This is a genomic window from Pseudomonas sp. LBUM1651 (assembly GCF_059716135.1).
The window spans coordinates 5,024,157-5,040,280 of the sequence record NZ_CP166805.1; the positions used below are offsets into that span (position 1 = coordinate 5,024,157).

General features: G+C 60.7%; 11 protein-coding genes. 2 read left to right on the forward strand and 9 right to left on the reverse strand.

Annotated features, from left to right (window positions below; genetic code table 11):
* Window positions 1-2 precede the first annotated feature (2 nt).
* Window positions 3-3,899: a phosphoribosylformylglycinamidine synthase gene (purL, locus tag ACA066_RS23515; RefSeq protein ID WP_497696840.1), complete on the reverse strand. Its 3,897-nt coding sequence runs from the start codon at window positions 3,897-3,899 to the stop codon at window positions 3-5.
* Window positions 3,900-4,173: 274 nt separating this feature from the next.
* Between purL and mltF the strand changes: the two genes are divergently transcribed.
* The gene (gene mltF, locus ACA066_RS23520) at window positions 4,174-5,634 is read left to right on the forward strand and encodes a membrane-bound lytic murein transglycosylase MltF (RefSeq protein WP_497696841.1); all 1,461 of its coding nucleotides are present in this window, start codon (window positions 4,174-4,176) and stop codon (window positions 5,632-5,634) included.
* Window positions 5,635-5,761: 127 nt separating this feature from the next.
* On the opposite strand, the gene pdxJ is transcribed toward mltF, so the two are convergent.
* The 8 genes from pdxJ to lptF all read right to left on the reverse strand — a co-directional run bounded on the left by pdxJ (window position 5,762) and on the right by lptF (window position 14,176).
* Window positions 5,762-6,508 (reverse strand): pyridoxine 5'-phosphate synthase, encoded by a 747-nt coding sequence (pdxJ, locus tag ACA066_RS23525; RefSeq protein WP_008151581.1) that lies wholly within the window; start codon window positions 6,506-6,508, stop codon window positions 5,762-5,764.
* A 49-nt stretch (window positions 6,509-6,557) separates the two neighbouring features.
* Window positions 6,558-7,241 carry a DNA repair protein RecO gene (gene recO, locus ACA066_RS23530; RefSeq protein ID WP_497696842.1) on the reverse strand — a complete coding sequence of 228 codons (684 nt, stop codon included), beginning with the start codon at window positions 7,239-7,241 and terminating at the stop codon, window positions 6,558-6,560.
* 162 nt (window positions 7,242-7,403) lie between these two features.
* Complete coding sequence (gene era / locus ACA066_RS23535) at window positions 7,404-8,306, reverse strand: GTPase Era (RefSeq protein WP_008026691.1); 903 nt, start codon at window positions 8,304-8,306, stop codon at window positions 7,404-7,406.
* Window positions 8,299-8,988: a ribonuclease III gene (gene rnc, locus ACA066_RS23540; RefSeq protein WP_032828632.1), complete on the reverse strand. Its 690-nt coding sequence runs from the start codon at window positions 8,986-8,988 to the stop codon at window positions 8,299-8,301. The genes era and rnc overlap by 8 nt, the downstream gene beginning before the upstream one ends.
* A gap of 184 nt (window positions 8,989-9,172) precedes the next feature.
* Window positions 9,173-10,027: a signal peptidase I gene (gene lepB / locus ACA066_RS23545; protein WP_497696843.1), complete on the reverse strand. Its 855-nt coding sequence runs from the start codon at window positions 10,025-10,027 to the stop codon at window positions 9,173-9,175.
* A gap of 5 nt (window positions 10,028-10,032) precedes the next feature.
* On the reverse strand, window positions 10,033-11,832 hold the full coding sequence (gene lepA / locus ACA066_RS23550) for a translation elongation factor 4 (protein ID WP_497696844.1): 1,800 nt from the start codon (window positions 11,830-11,832) through the stop codon (window positions 10,033-10,035).
* A 171-nt stretch (window positions 11,833-12,003) separates the two neighbouring features.
* Window positions 12,004-13,065, reverse strand: coding sequence for an LPS export ABC transporter permease LptG (lptG, locus tag ACA066_RS23555; protein ID WP_497696845.1), 1,062 nt, complete (start codon window positions 13,063-13,065; stop codon window positions 12,004-12,006).
* Window positions 13,058-14,176: an LPS export ABC transporter permease LptF gene (lptF, locus tag ACA066_RS23560; RefSeq protein WP_497696846.1), complete on the reverse strand. Its 1,119-nt coding sequence runs from the start codon at window positions 14,174-14,176 to the stop codon at window positions 13,058-13,060. Before lptF ends, lptG begins: the two co-directional genes overlap by 8 nt.
* Before the next feature lie 454 nt (window positions 14,177-14,630).
* Between lptF and ACA066_RS23565 the strand changes: the two genes are divergently transcribed.
* Complete coding sequence (locus ACA066_RS23565; RefSeq protein WP_497696847.1) at window positions 14,631-16,121, forward strand: leucyl aminopeptidase; 1,491 nt, start codon at window positions 14,631-14,633, stop codon at window positions 16,119-16,121.
* Window positions 16,122-16,124: the final 3 nt, after the last annotated feature.

Consider the following 16,124-nt stretch of genomic DNA (forward strand, 5'->3'; position numbering starts at 1 on the left):
GCTTAGTTCACCCAAACGCGAGCATTACGGAACATACGCATCCACGGTGCGTCTTCGTTCCAGTCTTCCGAACGCCACGAGTTCTGCACGGCGCGGAACACACGCTCCGGGTGCGGCATCATGATCGTTACGCGACCGTCGCGGCTGGTCAAACCGGTGATCCCGCGCGGCGAACCGTTCGGGTTGGCCGGGTAGTTTTCGGTGACCTTGCCGTGGTTGTCGACGAAACGCATCGCCACGCAACCGGACAGATCGGCTTCCAGCAACGCCTCTTCGCTTTCGAACTCGGCATGACCTTCACCGTGTGCGATGGCGATCGGCATGCGCGAACCGGCCATGCCCTGCAGGAAGATCGAGTTCGACTCCTGGACCTGAACCATCGCCACGCGGGCTTCGAACTGCTCGGAACGGTTACGCACAAAGTGCGGCCAGAACTCGCTGCCCGGGATCAGCTCGTGCAGGTTGGACATCATCTGGCAACCGTTGCACACGCCAAGGGTGAAGCTGTCGTTACGTTCGAAGAAGCCCTGGAACGCATCGCGAGCACGGCTGTTGAACAGCGCGGACTTGGCCCAGCCTTCACCGGCACCCAGTACGTCGCCGTAAGAGAAACCGCCGCAAGCGACCAGACCTTTGAACTCGTTCAGGTCGACACGGCCGGCCAGAATGTCGCTCATGTGCACGTCGATCGCGTTGAAACCGGCGCGGTCGAACGCGGCCGCCATTTCCACCTGACCGTTGACGCCCTGCTCACGCAGCACGGCAACCTGTGGGCGGATGCCTTTCTTGATGTAAGGCGCGGCGACGTCCTGGTTGACGTCGTAGCTCAGCTTGACGCTCAGGCCCGGGTTGTCTTCTTCCAGCAGCACGTCGAACTCTTGTTCGGCGCAGTCGGCGTTATCGCGCAGACGCTGGATCTGGTAGCTGGTCTCGGCCCACTGACGTTGCAGCAGACGACGCTGACCTTCGAACACAGTGTCGCCATTGAAGGTGATGTTGATCTCGCCGTTGTTCATCGGCTGACCGATCACCGACACGCAGTCGCCCAGGCCAGCAGCGCTGAACTGCGCGAGGATGTCCGGGGTGGCGTCCTGACGAACCTGAATCACGGCGCCCAGTTCTTCGTTGAACAGGATCGCAGCGATGTCGGCGGAGGTTTCTGCCAGACCGTCGAGGTTCAGGCTCAGACCGCAGTGGCCGGCGAAGGCCATTTCCACAACGCTGGTCAGCAAACCACCGTCGGAACGGTCGTGGTAAGCCAGCAGGTGACCGTCGGCGTTGAGGCCCTGGATCACGGCAAAGAAAGCTTTCAGGTCTTCGGCATCATCGACGTCCGGCGCATGCGAGCCGAGCTTGCCGTGAACCTGGGCCAGGATCGAGGCGCCCATGCGGTTCTGGCCACGGCCCAGATCGATCAGGATCAGGTCGGTGGTGCCCTTGTCCATGCGCAGTTCCGGAGTCATGGTCTGACGGATGTCAGCCACTGGCGCGAAACCGGTCACGATCAGGGACATCGGCGAGGTGACAGTCTTGTCTTCGCCGTTGTCGTTCCAGCGCGTGGCCATTGACATGGAGTCCTTGCCCACCGGAATGGTAATGCCCAGATCAGGGCACAGTTCCATGCCGACTGCTTTCACGGTGTCGTACAGACGCGCGTCTTCACCCGGGTGACCGGCAGCGGACATCCAGTTGGCGGACAGTTTGATGTCGGAGATTTTGTTGATGCGCGAAGCCGCGATGTTGGTCAGGGTTTCGCCGATGGCCATGCGGCCCGACGCCGGAGCGTCCAGCAGTGCCAGCGGAGTACGCTCGCCCATGGCCATGGCTTCACCGGTGTAGACGTCGAAGCTGGTGGCGGTGACGGCAACGTCGGCCACCGGAACCTGCCACGGGCCGACCATCTGGTCACGGGCCACGAGGCCGGTGATGGTGCGGTCGCCGATGGTGATCAGGAAGCTTTTGCTCGCCACGGCCGGGTGATGCAGAACGCGTTCGACGCAGTCTGCAATCTCGAGCGTCGACGGATCGAAATCGTCACCCAGTTCGTTTTCACGAACGGCCGAACGGTGCATGCGCGGGGCTTTGCCCAGCAGCACTTCCAGCGGCATGTCCACCGGGCTGTTGCCGAAGTGGCTGTCGGTGACCGTCAGTTGCGGCTCGGCAGTGGCTTCACCGACGACGGCGAACGGGCAACGCTCACGTTCGCAGATCGCCTGGAAGCGTTCGAAGTCTGCCGGGCCAACCGCCAGAACGTAACGTTCCTGGGATTCGTTACTCCAGATTTCGTGCGGGGCCATGCCCGGCTCGTCGTTTGGAATGTTGCGCAATTCGAAGCGACCGCCACGGTTGCCGTCGTTCACCAGTTCCGGGAAGGCGTTGGACAGACCGCCCGCGCCGACGTCGTGGATGAAGCTGATCGGGTTCTTGTCGCCCAGTTGCCAGCAACGGTCGATGACTTCCTGGCAGCGACGTTCCATCTCAGGGTTTTCGCGCTGTACCGAAGCGAAGTCCAGGTCAGCCGAGCTGGTGCCGGTGGCCATGGAAGAAGCGGCGCCGCCGCCCAGTCCGATCAACATCGCCGGGCCGCCGAGCACGATCAACTTGGAGCCGACGGTGATCTCGCCTTTCTGTACGTGTTCGGCACGGATGTTACCCATACCGCCGGCCAGCATGATCGGCTTGTGGTAACCACGAACTTCGTCGCCACGCGGGGTGGTGATCGACTGTTCGAAGGTACGGAAATAACCGGTCAGGGCCGGACGACCGAATTCGTTGTTGAACGCGGCGCCACCCAGTGGGCCTTCGATCATGATGTCCAGCGCGGTGACGATGCGCTCAGGCTTGCCGTACGGCACTTCCCACGGCTGTTCGAAGCCAGGGATCTGCAGGTTCGATACGGTGAAACCAGTCAGGCCAGCCTTTGGCTTGGCGCCACGACCGGTCGCGCCTTCGTCGCGAATCTCACCACCGGAACCGGTGGACGCACCCGGGAACGGGGCAATCGCGGTCGGGTGGTTGTGGGTCTCGACTTTCATCAGGATGTGCACCGGTTCCTGCACCGCGCCGTACTGGCGGGTTTCAGGATCCGGGAAGAAACGGCCGGCAACGTTACCGACGATCACCGAAGCGTTGTCCTTATAAGCGGACAGAACGCCTTCGCTGTGCATCTGGTACGTATTCTTGATCATGCCGAACAGGCTTTTTTCCTGGCTCTGACCGTCGATGTCCCAACTGGCGTTGAAGATCTTGTGGCGGCAGTGCTCGGAGTTCGCCTGGGCGAACATCATCAGTTCGATGTCGTGCGGGTTGCGCTTCAAGCCGACGAAGGCGTTGACCAGGTAGTCGATCTCGTCTTCCGCCAGGGCCAGGCCCAGCTCGGTGTTGGCTTTTTCCAGCGCGGCACGGCCGCCGCCCAACACGTCGATTGCGGTCAGCGGCTTCGGCTCGGCGTGACTGAACAGGCCGGCGGCTTGCTCAAGGTTGCCGAGGACGATCTGGGTCATGCGGTCGTGCAGCGCGTCAGAGATCAGCTGCGCATCGGCGTCGCTGAACTGGCCGGCCACGTAGAACGCGATGCCGCGCTCCAGGCGCTGGATCTTGCTCAGCCCGCAATTGCGAGCGATGTCGCTGGCTTTACTGGACCACGGCGAGATGGTGCCGAACCGCGGCAACACCAGGAACAGGCGACCGGTCGGTTCTTGAACCGGAACGCTTGGACCGTACTTCAGAAGGCGCGCGAGCACCTGCTGTTCGTCGCCGGTCAGGACGCCGGTAACTTCGGCGAAGTGAGCGAATTCAGCATACAAGCCACTGACAGCCGAAACCTTCTGGCTCAGTTGCTCAAGGAGTTTGCTGTGGCGAAAGGCAGAAAGGGCAGGAGCGCCGCGCAGGATCAACATCTTCGGGACAGCCTCGGGAAGGGGTGTGCTTTGAGGCCGTGCATTCTAGCCTAAACCGCCCGCGACATCACCCGAAACGGTACGCACGGCCGTACCCGAACGTCGGGCCGGGTATTCGGGCCTGCAACAGCAGTCCCTCGGGTGTTATTTTTTGTGTCCAAAAATGGGGTTCGAGCCCATTCCTGCGGGCTCCAGAGCGGTTTTCCGCTCCCTAGCAGACAAGGCCTTCGCTGTCGAGATATGGCGCTCGTGGTCCTTTGCGTATACTGCGCAGATGTTTTCCCCAACGGCTTTGCGTCCGCGGTACGCCAAATGGCTGATCGCAACCGGACTCTTCCTGGTGCTCAGTGGCTGTGTTGATAAACCCAACACGCTGGAGCGCGTAAAGGAGGATGGCGTGCTGCGGGTGGTTACCCGAAACAGCCCCGCCACCTACTTTCAGGATCGCAACGGTGAAACCGGCTTCGAATACGAGCTGGTGAAGCGCTTCGCCGACGATCTGGGGGTCGAACTCAAGATCGAAACCGCCGACAACCTCGACGACTTGTTCAACCAGGTGGGCAAGCCCAACGGCCCGGTGATCGCGGCGGCCGGCCTGGTCAGCAGCGAAGCGCGCAAGAAGCAGGTGCGGTTTTCCCACCCCTACCTGGAAGTCACCCCGCAGATCATCTATCGCAACGGCCAGTCGCGGCCGACCGATGCAAAGGATCTGGTCGGCAAGAAGATCATGGTGCTCAAGGGCAGCACGCACGCCGGGCAACTGGCGGAGCTGAAACAGAAATTTCCCGGCATTGAATACGAAGAGTCCGACGCGGTTGAAGTCGTCGACCTGCTGCGCATGGTGGATGAAGGCCAGATCGATCTGACCCTGGTCGACTCCAACGAAGTGGCGATGAACCAGGTCTACTTCACCAACATCCGGGTCGCCTTTGACCTCGGTGACGCCAGCAACCAGAGCTGGGCCGTAGCGGCCGGTGACGACAACAGCCTGCTCAACGAGATCAACGACTACCTCGACAAGGTGAAGAAGAACGGCACCCTGCAACGCCTGAAAGACCGCTACTACGGGCACGTCGATGTACTCGGCTACATGGGCGCCACCACCTTTGCCCAACACTTGCAACAACGACTGCCCAAGTACGAGCAACACTTCAAGGCCTACGCCAAGAAAGAGAAAGTCGACTGGCGCCTGCTGGCGGCCATCGGCTATCAGGAATCTCTTTGGCAACCGGCTGTCACGTCGAAGACCGGCGTACGAGGCTTGATGATGCTGACCCAAAACACTGCGCAGGCCATGGGCGTGTCCAATCGACTGGACCCCAAACAAAGCATCATGGGCGGCGCCAAGTACCTGGCGTACATAAAGGATCAACTGGACGAATCGATCCAGGAACCGGATCGCACCTGGTTTGCACTGGCGGCCTACAACGTCGGCGGCGGTCACCTGGATGACGCGCGCAAACTGGCGGCGAAGGAAGGACTGAACCCGGACAAGTGGCTGGACGTGAAGAAAATCCTGCCGCGCCTGTCGCAGAAACAGTGGTACAGCAAAACGCGCTACGGCTACGCCCGGGGCGGCGAGCCGGTGCATTTTGTGGCGAACATCCGTCGCTACTACGACATCCTGACGTGGGTGACGCAGCCGCAGCTGGAAGGCAATCAGGTCGCCGAGGGCAATCTGCATGTGCCTGGGGTCGACAAGACCAAGCCGAATCAGGAAACCCCGCAGCTTTAAATCTTCGCCGCCTTCAAAGACGCCATCGCGGGCAAGCCTTGCTCCTACAGGTCCGTGTCGAACACACAACTCTCGTACACCCGGAACTGTAGGAGCAAGGCTTGCCCGCGATGGCCGCGCCGCCGATCTAGCCTTTCAACGCTGCAGCCAGGATAAGCGCTTTCATTTCAGACACAGCAGACTTGAACCCCACAAACAACGCATGCGCCACCAGCGCATGGCCGATGTTCAGTTCGTTGATGCCCTTGATCGCCGCGACCGCCTCTACGTTGTGATAGTGCAAACCGTGGCCGGCATTGACGATCAGCCCTTGGGCCAGGCCAAACGCCACGCCATCGGCCACGCGCTTCAGCTCTTCAGCCACGTCCGTCGGCGTCTCGGCATCGGCATAACGACCGGTGTGCAACTCAATCGCCGGAGCACCCACGCGGCGGGACGCTTCGATCTGCCGCTCGTCTGCATCGATGAACAGCGACACTTCGCAACCGATCTTCGCCAGGCGATCCACTGCGGCCTTGATCCGCGCTTCCTGCCCTGCCACGTCCAGGCCGCCTTCAGTGGTCAGCTCCTGACGGGTTTCCGGGACCAGGCAAATGTGTGCCGGACGGATGCGCTCGGCGAACGCCATCATTTCTTCGGTGACGCCCATTTCGAAGTTCATGCGGGTTTGCAGCACATCCTTGAGCAGCAGCACGTCACGTTCCTGGATGTGCCGACGGTCTTCACGCAGGTGCACAGTGATGCCGTCAGCGCCCGCCTCTTCCGCGTCCAGTGCGGCCTTGACCGGATCGGGATAGCGAGTGCCCCGGGCCTGACGCAGGGTGGCAACGTGGTCGATGTTCACGCCAAGAAGAATGCGATTGCTGGTGGTCACGGAAGCGCTCCAGAAGAAGAGAAAGTTCGGTGCACAGCATACGGGGTGATCAGGGCTTGCGAAACAACTCGCGACTGACCAAGGGACGACCGCCCAAGTGAACGGCCAATGCCTGGCGCATCAAACGCTTGGCGGCGGACAACGCGCCGGGGGCTGACCAGTCGGCGTCGGCCATGGCGAGCAACTCGGTGCCGTTGAACAGACCGGGTTGCAGCAGGTAGACCTGTTCCAGGCCGGCGTCCACTTGCAAACGATAGAGACCATTTGGGGCGATGGGTTCGCCGTGGATGTCGGTGGTCAGGGCAAAGCCGTAACCGAGATCGTCGAGCAAGCGCCATTCGAAGGAGCGCAACAACGGCTCCAGCGGACGACCTTCGGCCAGCGCAAGCAACGTCGCGGCGTAGTGATCGAAGACAGCGGGATGGGGGTCTTCGGAGGGCAACAGGCGAATCAGCAGCTCATTGAGGTAAAGACCGCTGAACAGCGCCTCACCATTGAGCCAGGTGGAAACGCCAGCACTTTCCATGCGGCCGACGTTCTTCAACTCCCCACGGCCACGAAACTCCACTTCCAGCGGCACGAACGGCCGCGCCAACGTCCCCGCCTTGCCCCGCGCACTGCGCAACACGGCCCGCAGCCGACCTTGCGGCGTGAGGAAGTCCACCAGGGCGCTGCTTTCGCGGTAGGCGCGACTGTGGAGCACGAAGGCGGGTTGGCCGATGGGTTGGGACATGGAAATCGCAGATCTCAATGAAGGAACGCAGTTTTACAAACAGCCCAAAACCAATGTGGGAGCGAGCCTGCTCGCGATAGCGGACTGTCAGTCAACATTGATGTTGAATACCAGGCCCTCATCGCGAGCAGGCTCGCTCCCACAGTGGATCTTTATGCAGTATTACAGGTCGCCGTAACCCAGCGAACGTAACGCGCGCTCGTCGTCGGACCAGCCGCCTTTAACCTTGACCCAGAGGTTGAGCATGATCTTGGAGTCGAACAGCAGCTCCATATCCTTGCGCGCCTCGGTGCCGATGCGCTTGATGCGCTCGCCCTTGTCGCCAATGATGATTTTCTTCTGGCCGTCGCGCTCGACGAGGATCAAGGCATGGATGTGCAGGGTTTTGCCTTGCTGCTTGAACTCTTCGATTTCCACGGTGATCTGGTACGGCAGCTCGGCGCCCAGCTGACGCATGATTTTCTCACGCACCAGTTCGGCGGCGAGGAAGCGACTGCTGCGGTCGGTGATCTGGTCTTCCGGGAAGAAGTGATCGTTTTCCGGCAAGTGCTCGGCGATCACGCGCTCCAGCGTGTCGAGGTTGTGCCCGTGCTGCGCCGAGATCGGCATGATCTGCGCGTTCGGCAGCTGTTCCTGCAACCAGGTCAGGTGCGGCATAAGCTCGGCTTTGTCTTCGATACGGTCGGTCTTGTTCAGCGCCACGATCAGCGGGCCGGTCACGTACTGGACGCGCTCGAGGACCATCTGGTCTTCGTCGGTCCACTTGGTGCGGTCAACCACGAAGATCACCACGTCGACGTCTTTCAACGCCGCCGAAGCGGTCTTGTTCATGTAGCGGTTCAAGGCCTTTTCGCCGCCCTTGTGCATGCCCGGGGTGTCGACGTAGATCGCCTGGACGGCGCCTTCGGTCTTGATACCCAGCATGTTGTGGCGGGTGGTTTGCGGCTTGCGCGAAGTGATCGCCAGCTTCTGGCCGAGGATGTGGTTCAGCAGCGTGGACTTGCCCACGTTGGGACGGCCGACGATGGCAACATAGCCACAGCGTGTTGCGGTTGAATCAGTCATTGCCATTCTCCACACCCAGGGCAATCAGTGCTGCGGCGGCCGCTACCTGTTCGGCAATACGACGACTCACACCCTGACCTCGGCTTTTTTCATTCAGTAAGGTGATTTCACATTCGACGAAGAACGTCCGGCAATGCGGCTCACCCTGGATATCCACCACTTCGTAACGCGGCAGCTCACAACCACGCGATTGCAGGAATTCCTGCAAGCGGGTTTTTGGATCTTTGTTGGTGTCGACCAGCGTCAGGCCTTCGAACTCTCCGGCCAGCCAGGCCAGCACGCGCTCGCGCGCCACGTCCATGCCGGCGTCCAGGTAGATCGCACCGATCAGCGCTTCCAGGGCATCGGCCAGAATCGACTCGCGACGGAAACCACCGCTTTTCAGCTCGCCGGAACCCAGACGCAAGTAATCGCCCAGATCGAAACCGCGGGCCAGTACCGCCAGCGTCTCACCTTTCACCAGGCGTGCGCGCAAACGCGACAACTGGCCTTCGCGGGCCAGCGGGAAGCGATCGAACAAGGCCTCGCCAGCAACGAAGTTGAGGATGGCATCACCGAGGAATTCCAGGCGTTCGTTGTTGCGCCCGGCAAAGCTGCGGTGAGTCAGGGCCAGGACCATCAGTTCCTGATCCTTGAAGGTGTAGCCGAGCTGACGCTCTAGACGGCTTAAGGAGACGCTCACGGTGTACCCACGCTGAGTTCGTGGCTGGATTCCACCGCCATGGCCGTGGTGCGGCGCAGGCTTGGGACAATTAACGCTGTGTTCAAAAATTACGTCCTGAATATCATTGTTTTCATGCATCTGGTGCCGATTGTGGCGGTTCCAGAAATGCATTCGGCGCTGTGTTCAACAGCGCCGTGTTTGATTACTTGATCAGGCCAACCCGCGAGAAATTCGGCAGGTGACTGAGTTTGGGCTCCGGCCAGCTCATCCAGACCGCGAAGGCCTTGCCGACGATATTCTTGTCGGGAACCATGCCCAGCAGATCCTTGGGAATGCTCGGATCATCCCAGTAGCGACTGTCGTTCGAGTTGTCGCGGTTGTCGCCCATCATGAAGTAGTGCCCGGCAGGTACGGTCCACGTATGGTCCGGCGATGCGCGATAGCGGCTCATTTCCTTGCGGATCAGGTGTTCGGTGGCACCGAGTTTTTCCTTGTAGAGCTCGGCGCTGCCCAACGTGCCCGGCTCGGAGCCGACCAGTTGCTCGGCAATCGACTCGCCGTTGACGAACAGACGCTTGTCGGCGGTGTAGCGAACCTGGTCACCCGGCAGGCCGACCACACGCTTGATGTAGTTGACGTTCGGATCGCTCGGGTAGCGGAACACCATCACGTCGCCGCGCTGCGGATCACCGACTTCGATGACTTTCCTGTCGATCACCGGCAGGCGGATCCCGTAGGAAAACTTGTTCACCAGAATGAAGTCGCCGACGTCCAGGGTCGGCTTCATCGAGCCGGAAGGAATCTGGAACGGCTCCACCAGGAACGAACGCAGCACCAGTACGATGAACAACACCGGGAAGAACGACTTGCCGTATTCGACCAGCAACGGCTCTTTGTTCAGTTTTTCGACCACCACCCCATCAGGCTGGCTGACGCTGCCCTGATAGGAGGCAATGGCCGCACGCCGACGCGGCGCCAGGAAAACCAGATCGAGCAACGCCAACAGGCCGCAGACGAACACGGCGATGACCAGCAACAGCGGGAAATTTAGTGACATAGGACCTAACTATCCAACCTGAGCACTGCAAGGAAGGCTTCTTGTGGAATTTCCACGTTGCCGACTTGCTTCATGCGTTTCTTACCGGCCTTTTGCTTTTCCAGCAGTTTTTTCTTACGGCTAACGTCACCGCCGTAGCATTTGGCCAATACGTTCTTTCTGAGTGCCTTGACGGTTGTCCGCGCCACAATCTGACCGCCAATGGCGGCCTGGATTGCCACGTCGAACATCTGCCGTGGAATCAGTTCTTTCATCTTCTCGGTCAACTGGCGACCTTTGTAGTTCGCATTGTCGCGGTGCACGATCAACGCCAGGGCGTCGACCTTGTCACCGTTGATCAGCACATCCAGTTTCACCAGACTAGCCGATTGATAACGATCGAAATGGTAATCCAGCGAAGCATAGCCGCGGCTGGTGGATTTCAGTCGGTCGAAGAAGTCGAGGACCACTTCGTTCATCGGCAAATCGTAGGTCACCTGGACCTGAGTACCGAGGAACAGCATGTCGTGCTGCACGCCACGCTTCTCGATGCACAGGGTAATGACGTTGCCCAGGTGCTCTTGCGGCACAAGGATATTGGCCCGCACGATCGGTTCACGCATGTCTTCGATCGAGGACAGGTCTGGAAGCTTCGACGGGTTATCGACGTAAATCGTTTCACCGGTTTTCAGCAACAGTTCGAAAATTACCGTCGGCGCCGTGGTGATCAGGTCCAGGTCGTACTCGCGCTCCAGGCGCTCCTGGATGATTTCCATGTGCAGCATGCCGAGGAACCCGCAACGGAAGCCGAAGCCCAGGGCGTCGGAGCTTTCCGGGGTGTACTGCAGGGACGAATCGTTGAGCGTGAGCTTTTGCAGGGCTTCACGGAAATCTTCGAAGTCGTCGGAGCTGACCGGGAACAGACCGGCGTAGACCTGCGGTTGAATGCGTTTGAAGCCGGGCAGCACGTCAACGTCCGGCGTGGAGCTCAAGGTCAGGGTGTCACCGACCGGTGCACCGTGAATGTCCTTGATACCGGCGATGATGAAGCCCACTTCACCGGCCTTCAGGTCAGTGGTCGCGGTGTGTTTCGGGTTGAACACGCCGACGCTGTCCACCAGGTGGATCTTGCCGGTGGACTTGACCAGGATCTTGTCGCCCTTCTTCACACGGCCGTGGCGCACGCGTACCAGGGAAACAACGCCCAGGTAGTTGTCGAACCAGGAATCGATGATCAACGCTTGCAGCGGATCTTCGATGTTGCCGGTCGGCGCAGGGATGGTGTGAACCAGACGCTCGAGCACTTCATCGACGCCCAGGCCGGTCTTGGCCGAGCACTCGACTGCGTCGGTGGCATCGATGCCGATGATTTTTTCGATTTCTTCTTTGACGCGCTCCGGATCGGCCTGTGGCAGGTCGATCTTGTTCAGGACCGGCATCACTTCCAGGCCCTGCTCGATGGCCGTGTAGCAGTTGGCAACCGATTGCGCTTCAACACCCTGACCGGCATCGACCACCAGCAACGCACCTTCACAGGCCGCCAGCGATCGGCTGACTTCGTAGGTGAAGTCAACGTGGCCCGGGGTGTCAATGAAGTTGAGCTGGTACTTGATGCCGTCGCGAGCGGTGTAATACAGAGTGACGCTGTGGGCCTTGATGGTGATCCCGCGTTCACGTTCCAGGTCCATGGAGTCCAGCACTTGGGCTTCCATTTCGCGCTCGGCAAGGCCGCCGCACATCTGGATGAAGCGATCGGCCAGCGTCGACTTGCCATGGTCAATGTGGGCGATGATGGAGAAATTGCGGATATGACTCAAATCACTCACGGATCAACACTCAAAAAGGCTGCAGGCATAGCCCGCCGAAAAATAGCCGGGAATTGTACCTGATCCACGGCGCAAGCGTCACGTTCGCAGGTCAGACGGCACCTACAAAAAACGCCCCGATCTTGCGACAGGGGCGTTTTTATCGGCGTCGAGGACGGGAAATGCCCGTTATCAACCGGCCCGGCGCAGCAACCAGACCCCGGCCAGGGCGCACACACCCGCCGGCACCAGCACCGCAAACAGCGGCGAGAAACCGAACACCAGGCTCGAAGGCCCGAGCAGATCCTGGACGATGCGGAAGGTGAAGCCCACCAGCACGCCGGTGAAGACCCGCTGACCGAGGGTCACCGAGCGCAGAGGCCCGAAGATGAAGGAAATCGCCATCAGTACCAGGGCGGCAGTGACCAGCGGTTGCAACACCTTGACCCAAAATGCCAGCCAGTACCGCCCATTGTTCAGGCCCTGATCCGCCAGGTAGTGGATGTAACCCCACAAACCGGTGATCGACAGCGAATCCGGCGACATCACCACAGTGCTGAGCAATTGCGGGCTCAGCGCCACGTTCCAGCGCTCGACCGGCGCCGTCACCACCTCGGTGCTCTTGTCATGGAACAGCGTGGTCGTGACATCGCTCAACTGCCAGTGATCCTTGTCGAACTCCGCACGCTTGGCGAAGCTCGAGGACAGCATGTGGCGCTGATCGTCGAAGCGATAACGGGTCACGCCGTACAGCAGACCGTTGGGCTGCACCGAGTTGACGTGGATGAACTCTTCACCCTGACGGTGCCACAGGCCATGCTTGGCGCTTTGCGCATCGCCACTGCCCTGAGCCAGCGAGCGGTTGGCCTGCGCCGTGCTTTCGGTTGCCGGCGCGATGTACTCGCCGATCAACAGACCGACCAGCATCAGGATCAGCATCGGCTTCATCACCGCCCAGACGATCCGCCCAACCGACACACCCGCAGCGCGCATGATGGTCAGTTCGCTGTGGCTGGCCAGACTGCCGAGGCCGATCAGGCAGCCGATCAGCGCCGCCATCGGCAACATGTCGTAGAGACGGCGCGGCGCGGTCAGCAGGACGTAGCTCAACACATCGACCAGGGTGTAGGTGTCGCTGACATCACCCATTTCGTCGATGAAGGCAAACAGTGTCGCCAGGCCGAGAATGATCCCCAATACCGCCAGGATCGCGATGAAAACGCTGCTGCCGATGTAGCGATCGAGCTTAACCACGGGCCACCTCCAGCGCGCTGCGGCGACTTGCCCGCTTCAACTGCAAGGGTTCCCAATAGAGCAGGCCCAGGCCGATGGCCAGGAAAATCCCATGAACCCACCACAGGCCCAGCGCGGGCGGGATCTTGCCCTTTTCGAGGGCGCCGCGAGCGGCAATCAGGATGCTCAGGTAAGCCATATAAAGAAGAATCGCCGGCAGCAGCTTGAGGAAACGGCCCTGGCGCGGATTGACCCGCGACAGCGGCACCGCCATCAAGGTCACGATGAAGACCAGCAATGGCAACGACAGACGCCATTGCAGTTCAGTGCGGGAACGCAGGTCGTCGCTGCCGAGCAAGGAGCTGGTGGGCATTGCATCACGGTCGGTGACTTCGTCGCTGACGTCAGGCTTGGGCAGCAACACGCCGTACTCTTCGTACTTGATCGCACGGTAATCGGCCTGACCCGGATTGCCGTCGTAGCGATAGCCGTTGTCGAGAATCAGGTAGCGGTTACCGTCGGGGCGGATTTCCTGACGGCCCTTCTCGGCCACCAGCACGGAAATCCCGCGATCCTTGTTGCCAGATGACACGTTCTTTTGCGAAATAAACACGCCGCCGAGGTGAATGCGGTCATCCGACAGCGTTTCGGTGTAGGTCACCCGGGTTCCGTCGCGCAGAGCCTGGAAGCGACCCGGCTCAAGGGTATCGAACTCGGTCAGGGCGTCCTGCTTGTTCAGCAGCAACTGGAACTGATTGGCCCCTTGTGGCGCCAGGCTCAGGCTCAGCCAGGCCACAACCAGCGCAACCAGCGTGGCCGGAAACAGCGTCATGGTGAACAGACGTTGCTGACTCATGCCCGTGGCCGACAGCACCGTCATTTCGCTTTCGAGGTACAGGCGACCGTAGGCCAGCAGAATCCCGAGAAACAGGCCCAGCGGCAGGATCAGCTGCAGGAAGCCCGGCAGACGAAAGCCCATGATCAGGAACAGCGAGCCCGGATCCAGAAGGCCGGCAGCCGCCTGGGCGAGGTATTTGATGAAGCGCCCGCTCATGATGATGACCAGCAGCACGGCGCTGACGGCGCTCAAGGTCAACAGGACTTCGCGGGACAGATAACGGAAGACAATCAAACCAGACACTCCAGGGTTGTCAGGCTAAGGCGGCCAAACAAGCAAACATATCAGGCAGCCCGCAGGGCAGAGCCGCCGAAAAAAGTTGGCGCATTATCCTGTGATTGGGTGCGCCTGTCACTGCGCAATGCGGTGCGCACCCTCGCCCTCAACGATAACGAACAATGTTGCGGCGTACCCTTTGTAGGAGCGAGCTTGCTCGCGATGGTCGTCAACGATCACGCGGGAAGCCTGACACCCCACGGTGTTCTCGGGTTCCTCGCGAGCGAGCTCGCTCCTACAGAGTCCGTCGGCACGACATTGTAGAGCCGAGGGTTGTCAGGCGCCGGTAGCGAGGTTCAAACTGCGGCCTTTGTCGCAGGCCGTGACTTGCGTCTTACTACTTATTTATAAGCAGGCTCGAGCGAATGCCATCGAGCCCTTGCGTGTTGACCATCAATTCAGGGATCCGGACATGGAACTGGTTGTAAAAAGCGTTAACCCAGAAACGTTGAAAACCGCCACCCTGGTAGTCGCCGTCGGCGAAGGCCGCAAGCTCGGGGCCGCTGCCAGACAACTCGACGAACTGAGCGGCGGCGCGATCAGCGCTGTGCTCAAGCGCGGCGACCTGGCTGGCAAGGTCGGCCAGAGCCTGCTGCTGCACAGCCTGCCGAACCTGAAAGCCGAGCGCGTGCTGCTCGTGGGCGTGGGCAAGGACGAAGAGCTGGGCGACCGTCCGTTCCGCAAAATCATCGCCGGCGTCCTCAACACCCTGAAAGGCCTGGGCGGCAGCGATGCCGTGCTGGCGCTGGACGAAGTCGTGGTCAAAGGTCGCGACAGCTATGGCAAGACCCGTCTGTTGGCCGAAACCCTGGTGGACGGCGAATACTCTTTCGAGCAGTTCAAGAGCCAGAAAGCCGAACCTCGTGCCCTGAAGAAAGTCACCCTGGTGACCATCAAGGCGGCCCAGGCTGAAGTCGAGCGCGCCGTGGCCCACGCCACTGCGATCGCCAACGGCATGGCGTTTACCCGCGACCTGGGTAACCTGCCGCCGAACATCTGCCACCCGACGTTCCTCGGCGAACAAGCGAAGAACCTCGGTAAAGAATTCAAAACCCTGAAAGTCGAAGTCCTTGATGAGAAGAAGATCAAGGAACTGGGCATGGGCTCGTTCTACGCCGTCGGCCAGGGCAGCGCCCAGCCGCCGCGCCTGATCGTCATGCAATACAACGGCGGCAAGAAATCCGAGAAGCCGTACGCACTGGTCGGCAAGGGCATCACCTTCGACACCGGCGGCATCAGCCTGAAGCCGGGCGCCGGCATGGATGAAATGAAGTACGACATGGGCGGCGCCGCCAGCGTCTTCGGCACCCTGCGTGCCGTGCTTGAACTGAAGCTGCCGATCAACCTGGTGTGCATCCTTGCCTGCGCCGAGAACATGCCGAGCGGCAACGCTTCGCGTCCGGGCGACATTGTCACCACCATGAGCGGCCAGACCGTGGAAATCCTCAACACCGACGCCGAAGGCCGTCTGGTGCTGTGCGACGCCCTGACCTACTCCGAGCGCTTCAAGCCACAAGCCGTGATCGACATCGCGACCCTGACCGGCGCTTGCGTCGTTGCACTGGGTTCCCACACTTCGGGCCTGCTGGGCAACAACGACGAACTGATCGGCCAACTGCTGAGCGCCGGCAAGGCTGCCGACGACCGCGCCTGGCAACTGCCGCTGTTCGATGAGTATCAAGAGCAGCTGGACAGCCCGTTCGCCGACATCGCCAACATTGGCGGCCCGAAAGCCGGCACCATCACAGCCGCTTGCTTCCTGTCGCGCTTCACCAAGAACCTGAACTGGGCGCACCTGGACATCGCCGGCACGGCCTGGACCAGCGGCGGAAAGGACAAGGGCGCCACTGGCCGTCCGGTTCCCCTGCTGACCCAGTACCTGCTGGACCGCGCCAAAGCTTAACCC

Bases quoted from the DNA above. Each gene is read 5' to 3' on its own strand.
- lepB (WP_497696843.1), bottom strand. From the start codon at position 10,027: ATGTCACTAAATTTCCCGCTGTTGCTGGTCATCGCCGTGTTCGTCTGC.
- mltF (WP_497696841.1), top strand. From the start codon at position 4,174: ATGTTTTCCCCAACGGCTTTGCGTCCGCGGTACGCCAAATGGCTGATC.
- era (WP_008026691.1), bottom strand. From the start codon at position 8,306: ATGACTGATTCAACCGCAACACGCTGTGGCTATGTTGCCATCGTCGGC.
- recO (WP_497696842.1), bottom strand. From the start codon at position 7,241: ATGTCCCAACCCATCGGCCAACCCGCCTTCGTGCTCCACAGTCGCGCC.
- ACA066_RS23565 (WP_497696847.1), top strand. From the start codon at position 14,631: ATGGAACTGGTTGTAAAAAGCGTTAACCCAGAAACGTTGAAAACCGCC.
- purL (WP_497696840.1), bottom strand. From the start codon at position 3,899: ATGTTGATCCTGCGCGGCGCTCCTGCCCTTTCTGCCTTTCGCCACAGC.